Source organism: Agromyces badenianii (assembly GCF_003070885.1).
GTDB lineage: Bacteria > Actinomycetota > Actinomycetes > Actinomycetales > Microbacteriaceae > Agromyces > Agromyces badenianii.
On sequence record NZ_CP028913.1, the window covers coordinates 2,667,319 to 2,683,958 of the forward strand.

At 71.3% G+C, this 16,640-nt stretch carries 14 protein-coding genes; 8 read left to right on the forward strand and 6 right to left on the reverse strand.

The features are described from left to right. Positions 1 to 15: 15 nt before the first annotated feature. Both DCE93_RS14705 and DCE93_RS12610 read left to right on the forward strand, forming a co-directional pair. Positions 16 to 1,629, forward strand: a complete 1,614-nt coding sequence (locus DCE93_RS14705; RefSeq protein WP_108596182.1) for a helix-turn-helix transcriptional regulator — start codon at positions 16 to 18, stop codon at positions 1,627 to 1,629. A gap of 72 nt (positions 1,630 to 1,701) precedes the next feature. Beyond that, the gene (locus DCE93_RS12610; RefSeq protein WP_108596183.1) at positions 1,702 to 2,799 is read left to right on the forward strand and encodes a flavin-containing monooxygenase; all 1,098 of its coding nucleotides are present in this window, start codon (positions 1,702 to 1,704) and stop codon (positions 2,797 to 2,799) included. Between the two features lie 25 nt (positions 2,800 to 2,824). On the opposite strand, the gene gap is transcribed toward DCE93_RS12610, so the two are convergent. Together gap and DCE93_RS12620 are read right to left on the reverse strand one after the other, a co-directional pair. Then, on the reverse strand, positions 2,825 to 3,823 hold the full coding sequence (gene gap / locus DCE93_RS12615) for a type I glyceraldehyde-3-phosphate dehydrogenase (RefSeq protein ID WP_108596184.1): 999 nt from the start codon (positions 3,821 to 3,823) through the stop codon (positions 2,825 to 2,827). Positions 3,824 to 3,992: 169 nt separating this feature from the next. After that, positions 3,993 to 4,946, reverse strand: coding sequence for a GlxA family transcriptional regulator (locus DCE93_RS12620; RefSeq protein ID WP_108596185.1), 954 nt, complete (start codon positions 4,944 to 4,946; stop codon positions 3,993 to 3,995). Positions 4,947 to 4,981: 35 nt separating this feature from the next. Here DCE93_RS12620 and DCE93_RS12625 point away from each other — a divergent pair, with 35 nt between their 5' ends. Continuing rightward, a complete protein-coding gene (locus DCE93_RS12625) occupies positions 4,982 to 6,052 on the forward strand; it encodes a hypothetical protein (protein ID WP_146185003.1) in 1,071 nt (356 codons plus the stop codon). A gap of 3 nt (positions 6,053 to 6,055) precedes the next feature. Here DCE93_RS12625 and DCE93_RS12630 read toward each other — a convergent pair whose 3' ends face one another. After that, positions 6,056 to 6,985: a 5'-3' exonuclease gene (locus tag DCE93_RS12630; RefSeq protein ID WP_244284171.1), complete on the reverse strand. Its 930-nt coding sequence runs from the start codon at positions 6,983 to 6,985 to the stop codon at positions 6,056 to 6,058. Positions 6,986 to 7,103: 118 nt separating this feature from the next. On the opposite strand from DCE93_RS12630, the gene DCE93_RS12635 reads away from it, so the two are divergent. From DCE93_RS12635 to DCE93_RS12645, 3 genes are all read left to right on the forward strand, one after another. Next, positions 7,104 to 9,035, forward strand: coding sequence for a BCCT family transporter (locus tag DCE93_RS12635; protein ID WP_108596187.1), 1,932 nt, complete (start codon positions 7,104 to 7,106; stop codon positions 9,033 to 9,035). Positions 9,036 to 9,085: 50 nt separating this feature from the next. Then, the gene (locus DCE93_RS12640; protein WP_108596775.1) at positions 9,086 to 10,114 is read left to right on the forward strand and encodes an FUSC family protein; all 1,029 of its coding nucleotides are present in this window, start codon (positions 9,086 to 9,088) and stop codon (positions 10,112 to 10,114) included. A gap of 107 nt (positions 10,115 to 10,221) precedes the next feature. Then, the gene (locus tag DCE93_RS12645; RefSeq protein WP_108596776.1) at positions 10,222 to 11,040 is read left to right on the forward strand and encodes a tryptophan-rich sensory protein; all 819 of its coding nucleotides are present in this window, start codon (positions 10,222 to 10,224) and stop codon (positions 11,038 to 11,040) included. A 67-nt stretch (positions 11,041 to 11,107) separates the two neighbouring features. Here DCE93_RS12645 and DCE93_RS12650 read toward each other — a convergent pair whose 3' ends face one another. Further along, on the reverse strand, positions 11,108 to 11,329 hold the full coding sequence (locus DCE93_RS12650; RefSeq protein ID WP_146185004.1) for a hypothetical protein: 222 nt from the start codon (positions 11,327 to 11,329) through the stop codon (positions 11,108 to 11,110). A gap of 103 nt (positions 11,330 to 11,432) precedes the next feature. Here DCE93_RS12650 and DCE93_RS12655 point away from each other — a divergent pair, with 103 nt between their 5' ends. Beyond that, complete coding sequence (locus tag DCE93_RS12655) at positions 11,433 to 12,506, forward strand: DUF2207 family protein (RefSeq protein ID WP_108596189.1); 1,074 nt, start codon at positions 11,433 to 11,435, stop codon at positions 12,504 to 12,506. 107 nt (positions 12,507 to 12,613) lie between these two features. Continuing rightward, a complete protein-coding gene (locus tag DCE93_RS12660) occupies positions 12,614 to 13,303 on the forward strand; it encodes an alpha/beta hydrolase family protein (RefSeq protein WP_108596190.1) in 690 nt (229 codons plus the stop codon). A gap of 56 nt (positions 13,304 to 13,359) precedes the next feature. On the opposite strand, the gene DCE93_RS12665 is transcribed toward DCE93_RS12660, so the two are convergent. Further along, entirely contained in the window at positions 13,360 to 14,160 is an 801-nt protein-coding gene (locus tag DCE93_RS12665) for an SDR family oxidoreductase (RefSeq protein WP_108596191.1), read from the reverse strand. Between the two features lie 72 nt (positions 14,161 to 14,232). Then, positions 14,233 to 16,638, reverse strand: coding sequence for an ATP-binding cassette domain-containing protein (locus DCE93_RS12670; protein ID WP_108596192.1), 2,406 nt, complete (start codon positions 16,636 to 16,638; stop codon positions 14,233 to 14,235). Positions 16,639 to 16,640: the final 2 nt, after the last annotated feature.

Consider the following 16,640-nt stretch of genomic DNA (forward strand, 5'->3'; position numbering starts at 1 on the left):
GCGGATACTGACGCCATGTCCCCGGTCGGCGCGGCGCAGGTCATCGACTGGGTCGCCCGCTCCGACGAGCTCACGGCCCGCCGAGCCGAACTCTCCGCCGTCGAACTCGACGAGTTGGGTCTCGCGGCCTGGTTCCTGGGGCGCGAGGCCGACTGCGAGCGAGCATGGGATGCCGCACACCTCGCCTACCTCGACGAGGGCGAGACGGATGCCGCGATCCGCTGCGCGTTCTGGCTGGGCTTCACGCTCGGCGACCGCGGCGAAGCGGTGCGAGCGGGCGCGTGGATGTCGCGGCTCTTCGAACTCTGCGACACGAGCGTGCCCAGCGCGCGCAGTGCGGCGATCGCGGGCCTCTGCCGGGCGATCGGCGCGTACGCGAGCGGTCAGCTCGAGGCATCCGTCGACCTCGGCGAGCGCGCGGTGCAACTCGCCCGCACCGCTCGGGACGCCGACGTCGAAGTGCTCGCGACCATGACGCTCGGGCGGTCGCTCGTGCAGCACGGCCGCATGCGCGAGGGCTTCGAGTGCATGGATCTCGTGATGCTCGCCATCTCGTCGGGCCGGGTCAGCGATCGTGCCGCCGGCCCGGCGTACTGCGCGGTCATCGCGAGCTGCCTCGATCGGTGGGACGTCGAGCGCGCCCGCGTGTGGACCCGCGACCTCAGCGACTGGTGCGACGCCCAGAGCGGACTCGAGACGTTCCGCGGCGAGTGCTCGGTGCATCGCGCGGGAGTGCTGCAGCTCCTCGGCGAGTGGGACGAGGCGACCGCGACACTCACCGCCGTCTGCGAGCGCGAGCGCCGAGCCGAAACCCTCGAGCACGCGTACTACGCACTCGGCGAGCTGTGCCGGCTGATCGGCCGTCGCGCCGACGCCGAGACCGCCTACCGACGCGCATCGGAGCTCGGGCTCGAGGTGCAGCCGGGTCTCGCGCTCCTGCGCCGCGACGAGGGCCGCACACCCGCGGCGCGCGCCGGCATCGCGCGGGCGCTCAACGCCTCGCCGTCACCCGGCGTGCGCGCCCAGCTGCTCGCCGCGCAGGTCGAGCTCGAGGTCGACGGCGGCGACTGGGAGCTCGCCGCCCGCGCAGGATCCGAGCTGCGCGAGATGGCCGACGCGCTCGGCACCGCCTACCTCGATGCGCAGGCCGACCGCGCCGAGGCCAGGCTCCTGATCGGGGCGGATGAATCGGAGCAGGCCCTGCCGCTGCTGCGCCGGTCGTGGGCGGTCTGGCGCCGACTCGAGGCACCCTACGAGGCAGCGGTCACGCGGGTGCTCATGGGCCGCGCGAACCGCGCCTTCGGCGACGAGGAGGCCGCCCAGCTCGAGTTCGACGCCGCCCGCACCGTGCTCGCCGGGCTCGGCGCTGTGGCCGACCTCGACCGGCTCGAACGGGTGGCGGCCGGGGGCGAGCGCTCCGCGGCATCCGCCGGGCTCACGCGGCGCGAGCTCGAAGTGCTGCGCCTCGTCGCGAGCGGCCGGTCGAACCGGCAGATCGCGGGCGACTTGTTCCTCAGCGAGCGCACGGTGGCGCGGCACGTCAGCAACATCCTCGGCAAGCTCGGGCTCGGCAGCCGAACGGCCGCGACGGCGTTCGCGTTCGAGCACGGGCTGACCACCGCGAGCTGAGCGCAATTGGGCATTTCTGCCGACGCGGCCGCCCCGCGGCATCCGTAGTGTCACGCGGAAAAGGAGGCCGCCATGTCCACCACCGTCATCGACACCGCCGTCATCGGCGCGGGAGCCGCGGGGCTCACCGTCGGCAAGCGCCTCGCCGAGCGCGGCGCGAGTCTCGAACTGTTCGACGAGCATGCGCGCGTCGGCGACCCCTGGCGCGAGCGTTACCGTTCGCTGCGCCTGTTCACCCCGCGCCCGTTCATCAGCCTGCCCGGCCTGCGGCTCGACGAGGGCCGGTTCGCGTATCCGTCCGGCGCGCAGATGGGCGACTACCTCGAGCGCTACGCGCGGCACTTCGAGTTGCCCGTGCGCACCTCGTCGCGGGTCATCGCGATGACCCGCGACAGCGACGGCCGGTTCCGGCTCGAGCTCGCGAGCGGTGACGAGGTGCGCGCGGAGCGGGTCGTCGTGACGACCGGCGCGCACCGCATCCCCGTCGTGCCCGCCTTCGCGCGGGAGCTCGATCCGGCGATCCGCCAGCTCCATTCGCTCGACTACCTCGGGCCCGAACAGCTCGCCGACGGCCCGGTGCTCGTCGTCGGCGCTGCGAACTCGGGCACGGATGTCGCGCTCGAAGCCGCCCGCAACGGCCACGCCGTCACCCTCGCCGGTCGGCACCCGGGGCATGTGCCCGTCGACATCGACACCCCGCTCGGCAACCTCATGGCCGGATTCTTCGTCAGTCGCTTGCGCCGGAGGACCATCGACAGCCCGAAGGGGCGCGCGATGCGGGCCGCCGTGCTCGCCCACGGCGTGATGCTCGTGCGCAACAAGCCGGCAGCGCTCGATCGCGCCGGCATCGTGCAACTCGGACGGGTCACCGGGGTCGAGGGCGGCCGACCGGTCACGGCCGACGGCACGGGGGTCGACGCGGCGACCGTCGTCTGGTGCACGGGGTCGCGCCCCGACCTCGGCTGGATCGACATCGACGGCGTGGTCGGCGACGACGGGCGACCGCTCGAGGTGCGCGGCATCGCCACCGGATGCCCCGGGCTCGCGTTCGTGGGCATGCCGTTCCAGTACTCCGTGGCATCCTCGACCCTGATGGGCATGGACCGCGACGCCCGGTTCGTCGTGGAGGCGCTGAGCCGCGCTGGGCACCCGACGCCGGCGACCGTGTAGGCGGCGCTCGAAGCTCGTCGCCTGCTCAGCCGGCGAGGAGGCCGAGCGAATCCACGACGCGGTTCGAGAAGCCCCACTCGTTGTCGTACCAAGCGACGACCTTCACATGCCTGCCGTGCACGCGAGTGAGGGCGGCGTCGAAGATCGACGAGTGCGGGTCGCCCTCGATGTCGCTCGAGACGATCGGGTCGTCGACATAGGCGAGCACTCCCGCGAGCGGCCCCTCGGCGGCGGCGCGGTACGCGGCGAGCACCTCGTCGAGCGAGACCTCCCTCGACACCGTGGTGTTGAGCTCGACGATCGAGCCGACCGGCACGGGCACGCGGATCGAGTCGCCCTGCAGCTTGCCGTCGAGGCCCGGCAGCACGAGGCCGATGGCCTTCGCGGCGCCGGTCGAGGTCGGCACGATGTTCACGCCGGCGGCACGGGCGCGGCGCAGGTCGCGGTGCGGGCCGTCTTGCAGGTTCTGCTCCTGCGTGTAGGCGTGCACGGTGGTCATGAACCCGTGCTCGATGCCGGCCAGGTCGTCGAGCACCTTCGCGAGCGGTGCGAGGGCGTTCGTCGTGCACGAGGCGTTCGACACGACGACGTGCGTCGCCGGGTCGTACTCGGCGTGGTTCACCCCGTACGCGATCGTGAGGTCGGCGCCGTCGGACGGCGCGGAGACGAGCACGCGCCGCGCGCCGGCGTCGAGGTGCGCACGAGCGGCGTCGGCCGAGGTGAAGCGTCCGGTCGACTCGAGCACGATCTCGACGTCGAGCTCGCCCCAGGGCAGCTTCGCGGGGTCGCGCTCGGCGAGCACGCGGATGCGGCGGCCGTCGACCACGAGCACGTCGCCGTCGACCGACACCGGGCGGCCGAAGCGGCCGAGCGAGCTGTCGTACCTGAGCAGGTGGGCGAGCGCGTCGGGGGCGGTGAGGTCGTTGATCGCGACGACCTCGAAGTCGGCGTCGCGTTCGACGAGCGCGCGCAGTACGTTGCGGCCGATACGGCCGAAGCCGTTGATGGCGATGCGGGTGGTCATGGCGGAGGGGTTCCTTTCGATCCGGACGCCTTCCACCTTCGTCGTCGCGACGGCGCCGCGGGAGTGGCGTGCAGGTCAGCATCCGCAAGGATCTCGCCAGATCTCTCGCCAGATCTCCTCGACCGCGCTCCTCGACCGCCGCTACTCCCCCGCCGTTACTCCCCCGCCGTTACTCCCCCGCGGCGAAGGTGTGCCGGTAGTCGCTCGGCGAGACTCCGAGGATGCGCTGGAAGTGCAGCCGCAGGTTCGCGCCGGTGCCGAGACCGGCCCGCGCGGCGATCTGCTCGACCCCGAGGTCGCTGCGCTCGAGCAGCTCTCGTGCCATGTCGACCCGGGCCCGCAGCACCCACTGCATCGGGGTGTACCCGGTGTCCTCCACGAAGCGACGCGAGAACGTGCGCGGCGAGACGTTGGCGTTGCGGGCGAGCGCATCGAGGGTGAGCGGTTCGTCGAGCCGCCGCAGCGCCCACTCGCGGGTCGCCGCGAACACCGGGCCGAGCTCGGGCGGCAGGCTGCGCGGCACGTACTGCGCCTGGCCGCCGCTGCGGTACGGCGCGGCGACGAGCCGCCGGGCGGCGTGGTTGGCGACGGCGACACCGTGGTCGCGGCGCACGAGGTGCAGGCAGAGGTCGATGCCCGATGCCGCCCCGGCCGAGGTCAGCACCGCGCCCTCGTCGACGAACAGCACGTTCGTGTCGACCCAGATGAGCGGATGCCTCGCGGCGAGCGCCTCCGTGTAGTGCCAGTGCGTCGTGGCCCGACGCCCGTCGAGCAACCCGGTCGCTGCGAGGGCGAACGCCCCCGTCGAGATCGCGGCGAGCCGCGCCCCCCGCGCGTGCGCCGCCCGCAGCGCGTCGACGACCGCCACCGGCGGCTCGTCCCGATCGGGGTGACGGTAACCGGGGATGAAGACCGTCTCGGCCCACTCGAGCGCGTCGAGGCCGTCGGCCACGTGGTACGAGAGCCCGTCGCCGCCCGTCACGAGTCCGGGCGCCGCGCCGCACACCCGCACCTCGTAGGGCATGCTCGCCCGCGTCGAGAACACCTGTGCCGGGATTCCGACGTCGAGCGGCTTCGCCCCCGGCAGCACGAGCACGGCGACGCGATGATTGCGGCGAGTCATTCGGCCAGAATGCCACGCTCCGCAAGAATTCAGCCATGCCGACAGCGCCGCGCGCGTCGGCGGCCAGTTGTAGGGTCGAGAATCCGCCCGGCTCAGCCGGCCCGATCGAACTCGAGGTGGCGATGAGCCAGACGAACTCCGACGTACAGCACTCCCCCGAGCACACGATGACCGACGATCCGGTGGCCGTCGTGAGCCCGACCCGGCAGCTGCGCACGTGGCAGCTCTTTCTGATCGGCGTCGGCTCGGCCGCTCTCGGCCTGCTGCCGTGGCTCATCACCGGCATGCGCCTGCCGCTGCAGAACCTCTGGGCGAGCGAGACGCTTCCCGACGACATGCCGCTCGTGCTGCTGCCGTTCAGCCAGTACTCCTTGTCGCTCATCGCCAGCCTCGTCATCATCGGCGCCGCGATCGCCGGCCTCGTGGGGCGGGCGACCCGCGCATGGACGCATCGCGGCGGGTTCGCGCTGCTCCTCGCCGGAGTGCTCCTCGTCGACGCCGTCGCGATCGGCCAGACCGCCACCGCCGTCGGCGGGGGCCTTCGCGACGACGACTGGTCGGTGCTCTACCTCTGGGCCGTCGTCGCCGTCGCGATCCTCGCCGTCATCGTCGGAGTCGGCGTGCTCTGGCTCATCGCCAGGGCACCGCGGGCCGGCGCGGTCATCGGCTTCACGATCGCGGCGATCCTCTCCGCCGGCTGGCTGCACGCGCTCCTCTCCCCGCAGGGTCCCGCGTTCGCAGGCGAGCCGGCCTGGCTCTGGGCGGCCGTGCGCTGGGTGCCGGCCGTGCTCGTCGGTGCGGCGATCGCCTGGGGCGGCATCGACACCGTCGGCCGCATCGTCGCAGCGATCGCGAGCCTCGTGATGCTCTGGGTGGGGCCGACGCTGATCACCGCAGTGTCGGCCGCGGCCGGCACCCGGGTGCTCGCCAAGTACCCCGGCGAGATGGTCGACTACGGCGTCGGGGTGTTCCGCATGGCACTCACCGATCCGGGCCTCGTCGTCGCGCCGCTCGTCATGGCGATCGTCGTCGCCGCGATCGGACTCGTCGCGCGCACCCTGATCGGTCGCTCGGCGGCGGCGCGCCGCGAGGCATCCGCCGCCTGAGCGTCAGGCGAGCGCGTCGAGGGCTGTGAGCACCCGCGACACCGCGCCCCCGAGGTTCCACTCCGTCGCGAGCTCCTCGAGGGCTTCCCTGCGCACTCCCGTGACGGGGCGCAGCCGGGAGTCGAACTCGCCGAGGTCGAGATCGCGCACGACCTCGACGACGGTGGGCGCGACGTCGAGGTAGTCGGCAGCGGCCGTGAACTTCGCCCGCACGCTCGCCGACATCGGTGCCGAGGCATCCGCTGCCGCCGCCCTGATGCCATCGAGGTCGACGAACTCCTGCAGAAGCGACGCAGCCGTCTTCTCGCCCACTCCGGCGACGCCCGGCAGCCCGTCGGAGCTGTCGCCGCGCATCACCGCGAAGTCGGCGTACTGCTCGGGCAGCACCCCGTACTTCGCCACGACCGACGCGTCGGTCAGCACCTCGAGCTTGCTCATGCCCCGAGCGGTGTAGATGACCCGCACGGATGCGTCGTCGTCGACGAGCTGGAACAGGTCGCGGTCGCCCGTGACGACGTCGACCGGCATCGTCGCGCCCGTCGCGAGGGTGCCGATGACGTCGTCGGCCTCGTGCTCGGGGGCACCCACGACGGCGATGCCGAGGAGGCCGAGCACCTCGCGGATGCGCGGAATCTGCACGATCAGCCCGGCCGGGGTCTCTTCGACGTCGACGCCGCCGGGCACGGCACGCTCGACGCGGTGCGCCTTGTAGCTCGGAATCAGCTCGACCCGCCAGGCCGGGCGCCAGTCGTCGTCCCAGCAGGCGACGAGGTGGGTCGCCTCGAAGTCGGTGACGAGGCGCGCGATCATGTCGAGCAGCCCGCGCACGGCATTGACGGGCGTGCCGTCGGGCGCCGTGATCGAGTCGGGCACGCCGTAGAACGCGCGGAAGTAGAGCGAGGCGGTGTCGAGGAGCATCAGTCGGTCGGCCACAGGCCGATCATGGCACGATGCCGCCCGCGCGCCCACCCCTGCGCGGCCGAGCCCGGCGCGTGCGGCGCGTGCGGCGCGGGTCGGCGCGCTCGTGCATCGGTCTCGATACCGTGGGTCCATGAGCGGGACGTCGAACGAACCGGCCGAGCAGACCGAGCACAGCGAGCACACGACCGGCTCCGAACATCCTGCGATCACGGCGGATGCACCGGCCGCGACTCGACCGCACCGATCCCTGCCGCCCGTGCAGCGCTGGGTGTTCTGGCCCGCCGCGATCGTCGTCGTGCTGTTCGTCGCGTTCGCCCTGATCGCGCCGGGCGCTGCGGAATCGATGTTCGGTGCGATCCAGACCGGAATCGTCAACACCTTCAACTGGTACTACGTGCTCATCGCCGCCTTCTTCGTGGCCTTCTGCCTGTTCGTCGGGTTCAGCCGCTTCGGCGACATCAAGCTCGGGCGAGACGACGACGAACCCGAGTTCTCGCTGTTGTCGTGGTTCTCGCTGCTCTTCGCGGCGGGCATGGGCATCGGGCTCGTGTTCTACGGCGTGAGCGAGCCGCTCAGCCACTTCGTGTCGCCGCGACCCGGCGTCACCGGCACTCCCGCCGCGCTCGCGCAGCAGGCGCTCAGCCAGACCTACCTGCACTGGGGTGTTCAGGCGTGGTCGATCTACGTCGTCGTCGGGCTCGGGCTCGCCTACGCGATCCACCGCCGGCGCCGGCCGATCTCCATCCGGTGGACCCTCGAGCCGCTGCTCGGCACACGGGTCCAGGGCGGCTGGGGCCACACGATCGACGTCATCGCTCTCGTCGGCACGCTCTTCGGCGTCGCGACCTCGCTCGGGCTCGGCGTGCTGCAGATCAGCGCCGGCCTCGACTACGCCGGCATCCTCGAGCCGACGGCGCTCAGCGAGGTCGTGATCATCCTCGTCATCTCGGTCTTCGTGCTGTGGTCGGTGCTCTCGGGGGTCACGAAGGGCATGAAGTGGCTCTCGACCGCGAACCTCGTGTTCGCCGGCATCCTCGTGATCTACGTGCTCGCGATGGGGCCGACCGAGTTCCTGTTGCGCGAGTTCGTGCAGTCGATCGGCAACTACATCCAGAACTTCATCGGGCTCTCCTTCAATGTGAACGCCTTCCAGGGCACGGCGGGCGAAGAGTGGCAGGCGTCGTGGACCTCGTTCTACTGGGGCTGGTGGATCTCGTGGGCCCCGTTCGTCGGCATCTTCATCGCCCGCGTCTCGAAGGGACGCACCGTGCGTCAGTTCGTCACGGGCGTCATCCTCGTGCCCACGCTCATCGGCATCCTCTGGTTCGCGGTGCTCGGCGGATCGGCGCTCGCGATCGAACTCGCAGACCCGGGAGCGCTCACTCAGGCCGACGGCAGCGTGAACGTCGAGGCCGCGCTCTTCGAACTGCTCACCTACCTGCCCGGCACTCCGCTGCTGACGGTCGGCGTGATCCTGCTCATCACGATCTTCTTCGTCACCTCGGCCGATTCCGGAGCGCTCGTGATGGGCATGATCGCCACGGGCGGGCAGCTGAACCCGAAGCGCTGGGTACGCACCTTCTTCACCGCGATCACGGCGCTGCTCGCGATCGCACTGCTGCTCAGCGGCGGGCTGAAGGCCCTGCAGACCGCGGCGATCATCATCGCGCTGCCGTTCAGCATCGTGATGCTGCTGATCTGCTGGTCGACGATCATCGCCTTCACCCGAGAGCGACGCGCGTACGCGAAGGCCGAACGCGCGGCGTTCATCGAACACATCGGCGAACACTACGGGCTCGAGGTCGAGGCGCCACTCGACGGCCCTGTCGCTGGTCGACCCGCGTGGGTGCGCGGGCTGCTCGGGCGGCTGCGCCTCGGCACGGATGCCGCGGCGATGTCGCGGCGCATCTCACCGGCGCTGCTCGCCGAGGAGAACGCCATGCCCGACTCGGTGCCGACCGCCGACGTCGACGAGATCGTCGACCACGACCCGCTCTCGGATCGTGACGACCACGACATCCCCGAGCACGGCGAGGACGACCCGCGCTCGCTTCCTCGATGAACATGCACGGCGAGGGCGATCGGGCCGGTTCTGCGCGCAAGAGGAGGATCATGGGCGTCACGGACACCTTCCGCGCCTCGAAGCGCGTGCCCATCCTGCAGGTCGCGAAGGCCTCGGCCGCGACGATCGCCGCCTGGCTCGTCGCGGGGTGGCTGATCCCGGCGCAACTGCCCGTCTTCGCCGCGATCGCGGCGCTGCTCGTGGTGCAGCCGAGCGTAAACCAGTCGTTCGGCAAAGCGATCGAGCGCTCGATCGGCGTGATCCTCGGCGTGCTCATCGCGACCGTCGCCTCCCTCGCGTTCGGGCAGAACAGCTGGATCATCCTCGTCACGATCGTCATCGCCATGCTCGTCGCGTGGGCGCTGAAGATCACACCGGGCACGTCGAACCAGGTCGCGATCAGCGCGATGCTCGTGCTGGCCCTCGGCTCCTCCTCGCCCGAGTACGCCCTCGACCGCATCATCGAGACGCTCATCGGCGCCGCGATCGGCATCGTCGTCAACGCGCTCATCGTGCCGCCCGTGGCGGTCGCCCCGGCCCGACGCGACCTCTCACTGCTCGGCGGCGAGCTCGCGGCATCCCTCGACCGCCTCGCGAGCGCCCTCGAGAGCCCGCAACGGCCCGGCGACCTGCAGCGCCTCATGGTCGAGGCGCGCCTCATGCGACCGATGCGCGATGCAGCGGATGCCTCGATCACGACGGGCGAGGAATCGCTGACGCTGAATCCCCGGCGCTCGGTGCACCGCACCGAGCTCGTCGAGATGCGCACCCTGCTCGAGCAGCTGAGCCCGATCGTGACGCAGGTGATCGGCATGACCCGGGCGGTCTTCGACCACTACGACGCGGCCCTCGCCGATGAACCGACCGTGCGCGCGATCGCCGACCAGTTGCGCCGGGCCGCCCACGACGTGCGGCTCGCCGTGCACCTCGCCGACGTCGACCCCGAGCCGCTCGACTCGATCGAGCCCGCCCTGACCGCGCCGCTCGTCGTGGCCCCGCCGCAATCGGGGCACTGGATCCTGATCGGCTCGCTCATGGAAGACCTCCGGCGCATCCGCGCCGAACTCGTCGACGCGTAGGCGGGGTCGGACGCATCAATCGGAAGTTCGACGCGGCGCAACCGCCGCCCCTCTAGTCTGGGCAGAGCTCGACCGAGATCCACCAGACGACGGAGAAGCAGATGATGATGACGACCACGAAACGACCGGCCACCACCGTGGCGGGCAGCGATGTCGCACGACAGCTCACCGTCGCGGTGAGCGCGGTGCTGGCGGTGATCGGCTCGTTCATCGGGTCGGGCGCCGCTGGGGGCACTCCCATTCAAGACGCCGCCGGCGGGGCGCTCGCGGCGGACGCGACCCTGGTGGCACCGGGCGGGGGCGCCTTCTCGATCTGGACGCTCATCTACCTCGGCCTCCTCGTCTACGCGGTCTGGCAGTTCCTGCCCTCGCAGCGGGAGGAGACCCGCCACCGCCGGCTCGGCTATCCGATCGCCGCGTCACTGCTGCTGAACGCCGCGTGGATCCTCAGCATCCAGTTCGACGTGCTGTGGCTGAGCGTGCCGGTCATCGTGCTGCTGCTCGTGGTGCTGATCGTCGCCTTCCGCATCTGCCGGGCGACGGCGCCGACCTCGCGTGTCGACGCGGTCGTCACCGACGGCACCGTCGGGCTCTACCTCGGCTGGGTCTGCGTCGCCACCGCCGCCAACATCACGGCCGCGCTCGTCGCCGCCGGCTTCGACGGTTGGGGCATCGCACCCGAGGTGTGGTCGGTGATCGTCGTCTCGATCGCAGGCATCATCGGCATCGCGCTCGCGATCTGGGATCGCGGACGAATCGCCCCGACCCTTTCGCTCGGCTGGGGGCTCGCCTGGGTCGCGATCGCGCGACTGACGGATGCCCCGCAGTCGACGGTGACGGGCGTCGCGGCGATCATCGCCGTGGTCGCCGTCGTCATCGCGACGGTGTGGGCCCGCATCGCCTCACGCGACGTCGCCGACGCTTAGCCGACGCGCGGGCCGGCGCGCGGCGCGGAGCCGACATACGTGTGTGCCTGCGGGCCGGCGCGCGACGTCAGGCCAGCAGGTCGCGCACGGCGGCGCCCCACTCGAAGCCGCACTCACGGCAATCGAAGATCGGCGCGTCGTCGAGGGCGACGGCGCTCGGCGCGACCGTCGCCTCGACCTCGAAGTCGAGCGGGCCGTAGACGATCGCGCGCACCGCGAGGGAATCGCAGCGCGGACACGGCTCGTCGATCACCAGGTGCGGTGCGTTGTGCTGCATCTGCTTCGTCATGGTGGTCACGGTACGCCGGGCCACCGACATCCCCGGTACCGCATGGGCGTTTCGCCGCAAACCGACTCCTTCGCGCGAACAGCAGACTCCCTAAACTGGGTGCGTGCTGACCGCCGTGCTCGTGTTCGCGATCGTGCCCGCCTTCCTCATCCTCGGATTCGGGTTCGTCGCACGCACCATCGCCGCCCAGCGCGTGACCCCGCGCGTGGTGCAGTACTCGCCCGAACGCGGTTCGACGGTGCTGCGGGATGCGCTGCTCGTCGACGCCGATCGGCGTGCGGCATCCGCTGCCCTCATCGACCTCGCGGTGAAGCGCAAGGTGCGACTCATCGCCGGCAGCGGCAAGCGCAAGCGCAGGCCCGTCGCCGTCGAGCTCGCCCCCGACGTCGCGCTCACCGCCGAAGAAGCCGCCCTGCTCGAGGCGCTGTTCGGTCGCGAGCACTCGGGCGCCGACGTGCGCCGGTTCTCAGCCGACCGCCGCGCGCTCGCCGGCCGCGTGAAGAGCCTGCTGCTGAACATCGAGCACGCCCTCGCCCGCGAAGGGCTCATCGCCGACCGCCGCGTGACGTGGCCGAGCGTCACCCTCACCGTGTTCGCCTACCTCGGCATGCTCGTCGAGGTGGCGTTCCTCGCCGTCGCGACCGTCGCGGCCGACTGGCCCGCGGCCATCGCGACGCTCGTCGCCGTCGCCGCCACGATCGCGACGATCTTCGTGGCCCCGCCCGCGTGGCGCAAATTCCTGCCCGCGGCGACGGCTCACCGTGAACACCTCGCCGGCCTTCGGCAGTACATCGAGCTCGCCGAGGCCGAGCGGCTGCGGGTGCTGCAGTCGCCGAGCGGGGCCGAGCTTCGCGCGACGGATGCCTCGGGGCATGCCGCCGCCGAAGCCGACGGGCCCGCAGCGCGGTTCCATCTGCACGAGCGGCTGCTGCCCTACGCCGTGCTCTTCGGCCTCGAACGCGAGTGGATGGCGAAGCTCAAGCTCGAGTACGCGGAGCTCGGCCAGAGCAGCATCGACACCCTCGGCGGGCTCGTCGACATCACCGGTGACCTCGACCTCGCGATCGAGGCCGCGGGCGGCGTCGCCCAGCTGGCCGCGGATGTCGGCGACCTCGCGGATGCCGCCGGCAACGTCATCGACGGCGTCGGCGGCGCGTTCGAGCTGTTCAACTCGTAGAGCGGGGGGCGCCGGCTCGTCGCAGGCGGTGGGCCGCAGCGCTGGTCCGGGACAGCGGGCCGAGGCCGCAGGCCGCGAAGCGCGGGCCGATGCGGCACGATGGATGCATGACCGCTGACGAGCAGACGCTCACGATCGACGTCGACGGCGTACCCGTCTCGGCCGTGTACGCCCGGCCGCCGGCCGCGTCGGCCACGATCGCCGTCGCCCATGGGGCGGGCGCCGGCATGGAGCATCCGTTCATGACGGGCTTCACGCGCGCGCTGAACGACGCCGGCGTCGCGACGCTTCGGTTCAACTTCCCGTACCGCGAGGCGGGGCGGCGGTTCCCCGACCGGCCGCCGGTCGCGATCGCGACCTGGCGCGCGGTGATGGATGCCGCGGCCGCACGTGCCGCCGAGGCAGGGCGCCCGGGCGAGCCGATCTGGGCGGCGGGCAAGTCGTTCGCCGGGCGCATGGCGTCGATGGCGGTGGCCGACGGCATGCCTGCGGCCGGGCTCGTCTTCCTCGGCTACCCGCTGCACGCTCCGGGCAAGCCCGAGAAGCCGCGCGACGAGCACCTGCCCGGCATCAGCGTGCCGATGCTCTTCCTGCAGGGGCGCACCGATCCCTTCGCGAATCCGAACGAGCAGCTCGACGACGTCGTGCACCGCATCGGGTCGAACGCGACCCTCGAGTGGATCGACGACGCCAACCACAGCTTCGAGGTGAAGGGGAGGAAGCGCCCCGCGGCCGAGATCGGCGCCGCTCTCGCAGCGCCGGTCGCGGAGTTCGTGCGGGCTCACTCGGCGGGCTGAGCCCGCGACTCGGAGCCCGGCGACCCCGACCGCGCAGACGGCCGGGGTCACGCTGCTCAGCTCGGGTCGGCCCAGCCCCAGATGTCGTCGCCGCGGAGCGACGCGTCGGCTCCGCCGTCGATGTAGATCGTCTGGCCCGTGACGTGCGTGTTCTCCTCGCTCGTGAGCCAGGCCAGCAGGCGCGCGATCACGACCGCGTCGGAGTGCCCGTTGAGCGGCATCGGCACGGCGGCGTCGACCATGGCCCGGCCCTCTTCGGTCGCGAGCAGCGGCGCGGTCATCGGGGTGACGACGGTGCCCGGGGCGACCGCGTTGACCGGAATGCCGGCACCCGCGTAGCGCGGCGTGATCGACTCGCGGCGCACCCAGCGGCTGAGCGCGCGCTTCGACGACGGGTAGTTGAGGTAGCCCGCCTCGGGCCCCTGCTCGGCGAGTGCGGCACCGACCTCGAGGGCCTTCGCCTCGTCGCCCGCGAGCAGCGCGTCGACGAGCTCGGGCGAGTTCGGCTGCAGGCTCGCCATGGAACTGACGACGGCGATGCGCGGCGCCTCGGACTTCGCGAGCGTCGGTGCGAGCGCGTCGAGGAACCCGGTGACGCCGAAGAAGTTCACGGCCACGGTCAGCGGGATCGGCGCGGAGATGCCCGCCGCCGCGATGACGGCGTCGATCTTGCCGCCGGATGCCTCGACGACGGCCGCTGCGGCATCCGCTCGGCCCTCGGGCTTCGAGAGGTCGGCGGTGATGTCGGCCCCCTTCAGGTCGACGCCGATGACGCGGTTACCGCGCTCGGTGAGGAGTGCCGCCGCGGCTGCTCCGATGCCTGATCCTGCTCCGGTGATGACATACGTTCTGCTCATGCTTTCGACGTTACGCCTCTCTTCGGCGCTCCCGGGCGAAGAGCAGATCGACCTGATTTTCCGCTGTGAACGTCAGGCGCCGACGTAGGCGCGCAGGTGCGTGCCGGTGAGCGTCGCGGCATCCGTGGCGGCCGCCTCGACGAGCTCGCGGGGGGTACCCTCGAACACGATGCGACCGCCGTCGTGGCCGGCGCCGGGGCCGAGGTCGATGATCCAGTCGGCGTGCGCCATCACGGCCTGGTGGTGCTCGATCACGATCACCGAGTTGCCGTCTTCGACGAGGCGATCGAGCAGGCCGAGCAGCTTGTCGACGTCGGCCAGGTGCAGGCCGGTCGTCGGCTCGTCGAGAACGTACACCGAGCCCTTCTTGGCCATGTTGATCGCGAGCTTCAGCCGCTGGCGCTCGCCGCCCGAGAGGGTGTTGAGGGCCTGGCCGATGCCGAGGTAGCCCAGCCCGACCTCGGAGAGCCGGGTGAGGATCGCCCGTGCGGGCTTCTCTTCAAAGAACGCCAGCGCGTCGTCGACCGAGAGGTCGAGCACCTCGCTGATGTTCTTGTCGCGCAGCGTGTACTCGAGCACTTCGGCGGTGAACCGCTTGCCGCCGCATTCCTCGCACACGCTCGAGACCGTCGACAGCGGGCCGAGGTCGGTGAAGACCCGCCCGAGGCCCTTGCAGTTGGGGCAGGCGCCCGCCGAGTTCGCGCTGAAGAGCGCGGGCTTGACGCCGTTGGCCTTCGCGAAGGTCGTGCGGATCGTGTCGAGCAGCCCCGTGTACGTCGCCGGGTTCGACCGGCTCGAACCGCGGATCGCGGACTGGTCGACGACGACGACCTCGTCGAGCTTCGCGAGGTTGCCGTGGATGAGCGAGGACTTGCCCGAACCGGCGACCCCGGTGACGACGGTGAGCACGCCGAGCGGCACGTCGACGTCGACGCCCTTCAGGTTGTGCTGGCGGGCATCGCGGATCTGCAATGCCTTCGACGACCGTCGCACCTCGTCGCGCAGCTGCGCCCGGTCGTCGAGGTGCCGGCCGGTGACCGTGTCGGAGGCGCGCAGCTCGTCGACGCTGCCCGTGAAGCAGATCGTGCCGCCCGCGGTGCCCGCCCCCGGGCCGAGGTCGACGACGTGGTCGGCGATCTCGATGACCTCGGGCTTGTGCTCGACGACGAGCACGGTGTTGCCCTTGTCGCGCAGGTTCACGAGCAGCTCGTTCATGCGCTGGATGTCGTGCGGATGCAGGCCGACGCTCGGCTCATCGAAGACGTAGGTGATGTCGGTGAGCGCCGAGCCGAGGTGGCGGATCATCTTGACCCGCTGCGCCTCGCCGCCGGAGAGGGTTCCGGAGGCACGATCGAGGCTGAGGTAGCCGAGGCCGATGTCGACGAAGGAGTCGGCGAGCGCCCGCAGGTTCGCGATGAGCGGCGCGACCGACGGATCGGTGATCGCGGCGAGCCAGTCGGCGAGGTCGGAGACCTGCATCGCCGCGGCATCCGCGATGTTGACGCCCGCGATCTTCGACGACAGGGCCGCCCGGCTGAGCCGGGTGCCGCCGCACTCGGGGCACGTCGTGAAGGCGACGGCACGATCGACGAAGGCGCGGATGTGCGGCTGCATCGCGTCGCGATCCTTCGAGAGCATGCTCTTCTGCACCTTCGGCACGAGCCCCTCGTAGGTCATGTTGATGCCCGCGATCTTGACCTTCACCGGCTCTTTGTAGAGCAGGTCGGCGAGCTCCTGCTCGGAGTAGTCGCGGATCTTCTTGGCGGGGTCGACGAAGCCCGACTCCCCGTACATGCGCACGGCCCAGCCGTCGGCCGTGTACCCGGGGATGGTGATGGCCCCCTCGGCGAGGGACTTGTCGCGGTCGACCAGCTGATCGACGTCGATCTCGTTGGTCTGCCCCATGCCCTCGCAGCGCGGGCACATGCCGCCGAGCATCGTGAAGTTCTCTTCGAGCTTCTTGCTGTCGGCGCCGCGGTCGACGGTGACGGCGCGGCTGCCCGAGACGGAGGGGACGTTGAACGAGAAGGCGTTCGACGAGCCGATGTGGGGGTCGCCGAGGCGGGAGAACAGGATGCGCAGCATCGCGTGCGCATCGGTCACGGTGCCGACGGTCGACCGCGAGTTCGCGCCCATGCGCTCCTGGTCGACGAGGATCGCCGCCGAGACGTTGCGCAGGCTGTCGACCTCGGGCCGCGAGGGCGAACCCATGAAGGACTGCACGAACGACGGGTAGGTCTCGTTGATGAGGCGTTGCGATTCGGCCGCGATCGTGCCGAACACGAGGCTCGACTTGCCCGAGCCCGAGACGCCGGTGAAGACGGTGAGACGGCGCTTCGGCAGGTCGACGTCGATGCCGCGCAGGTTGTTCTCGCGCGCGCCGCGGACCTGGATGAGGTCGTGCCGGTCGGCGACGTGCTCGCCGGCGGCCCGGTCGGTCGCGGTCTGATCTGTCGCGGTCTGGTCGGTCGCGGTCATTC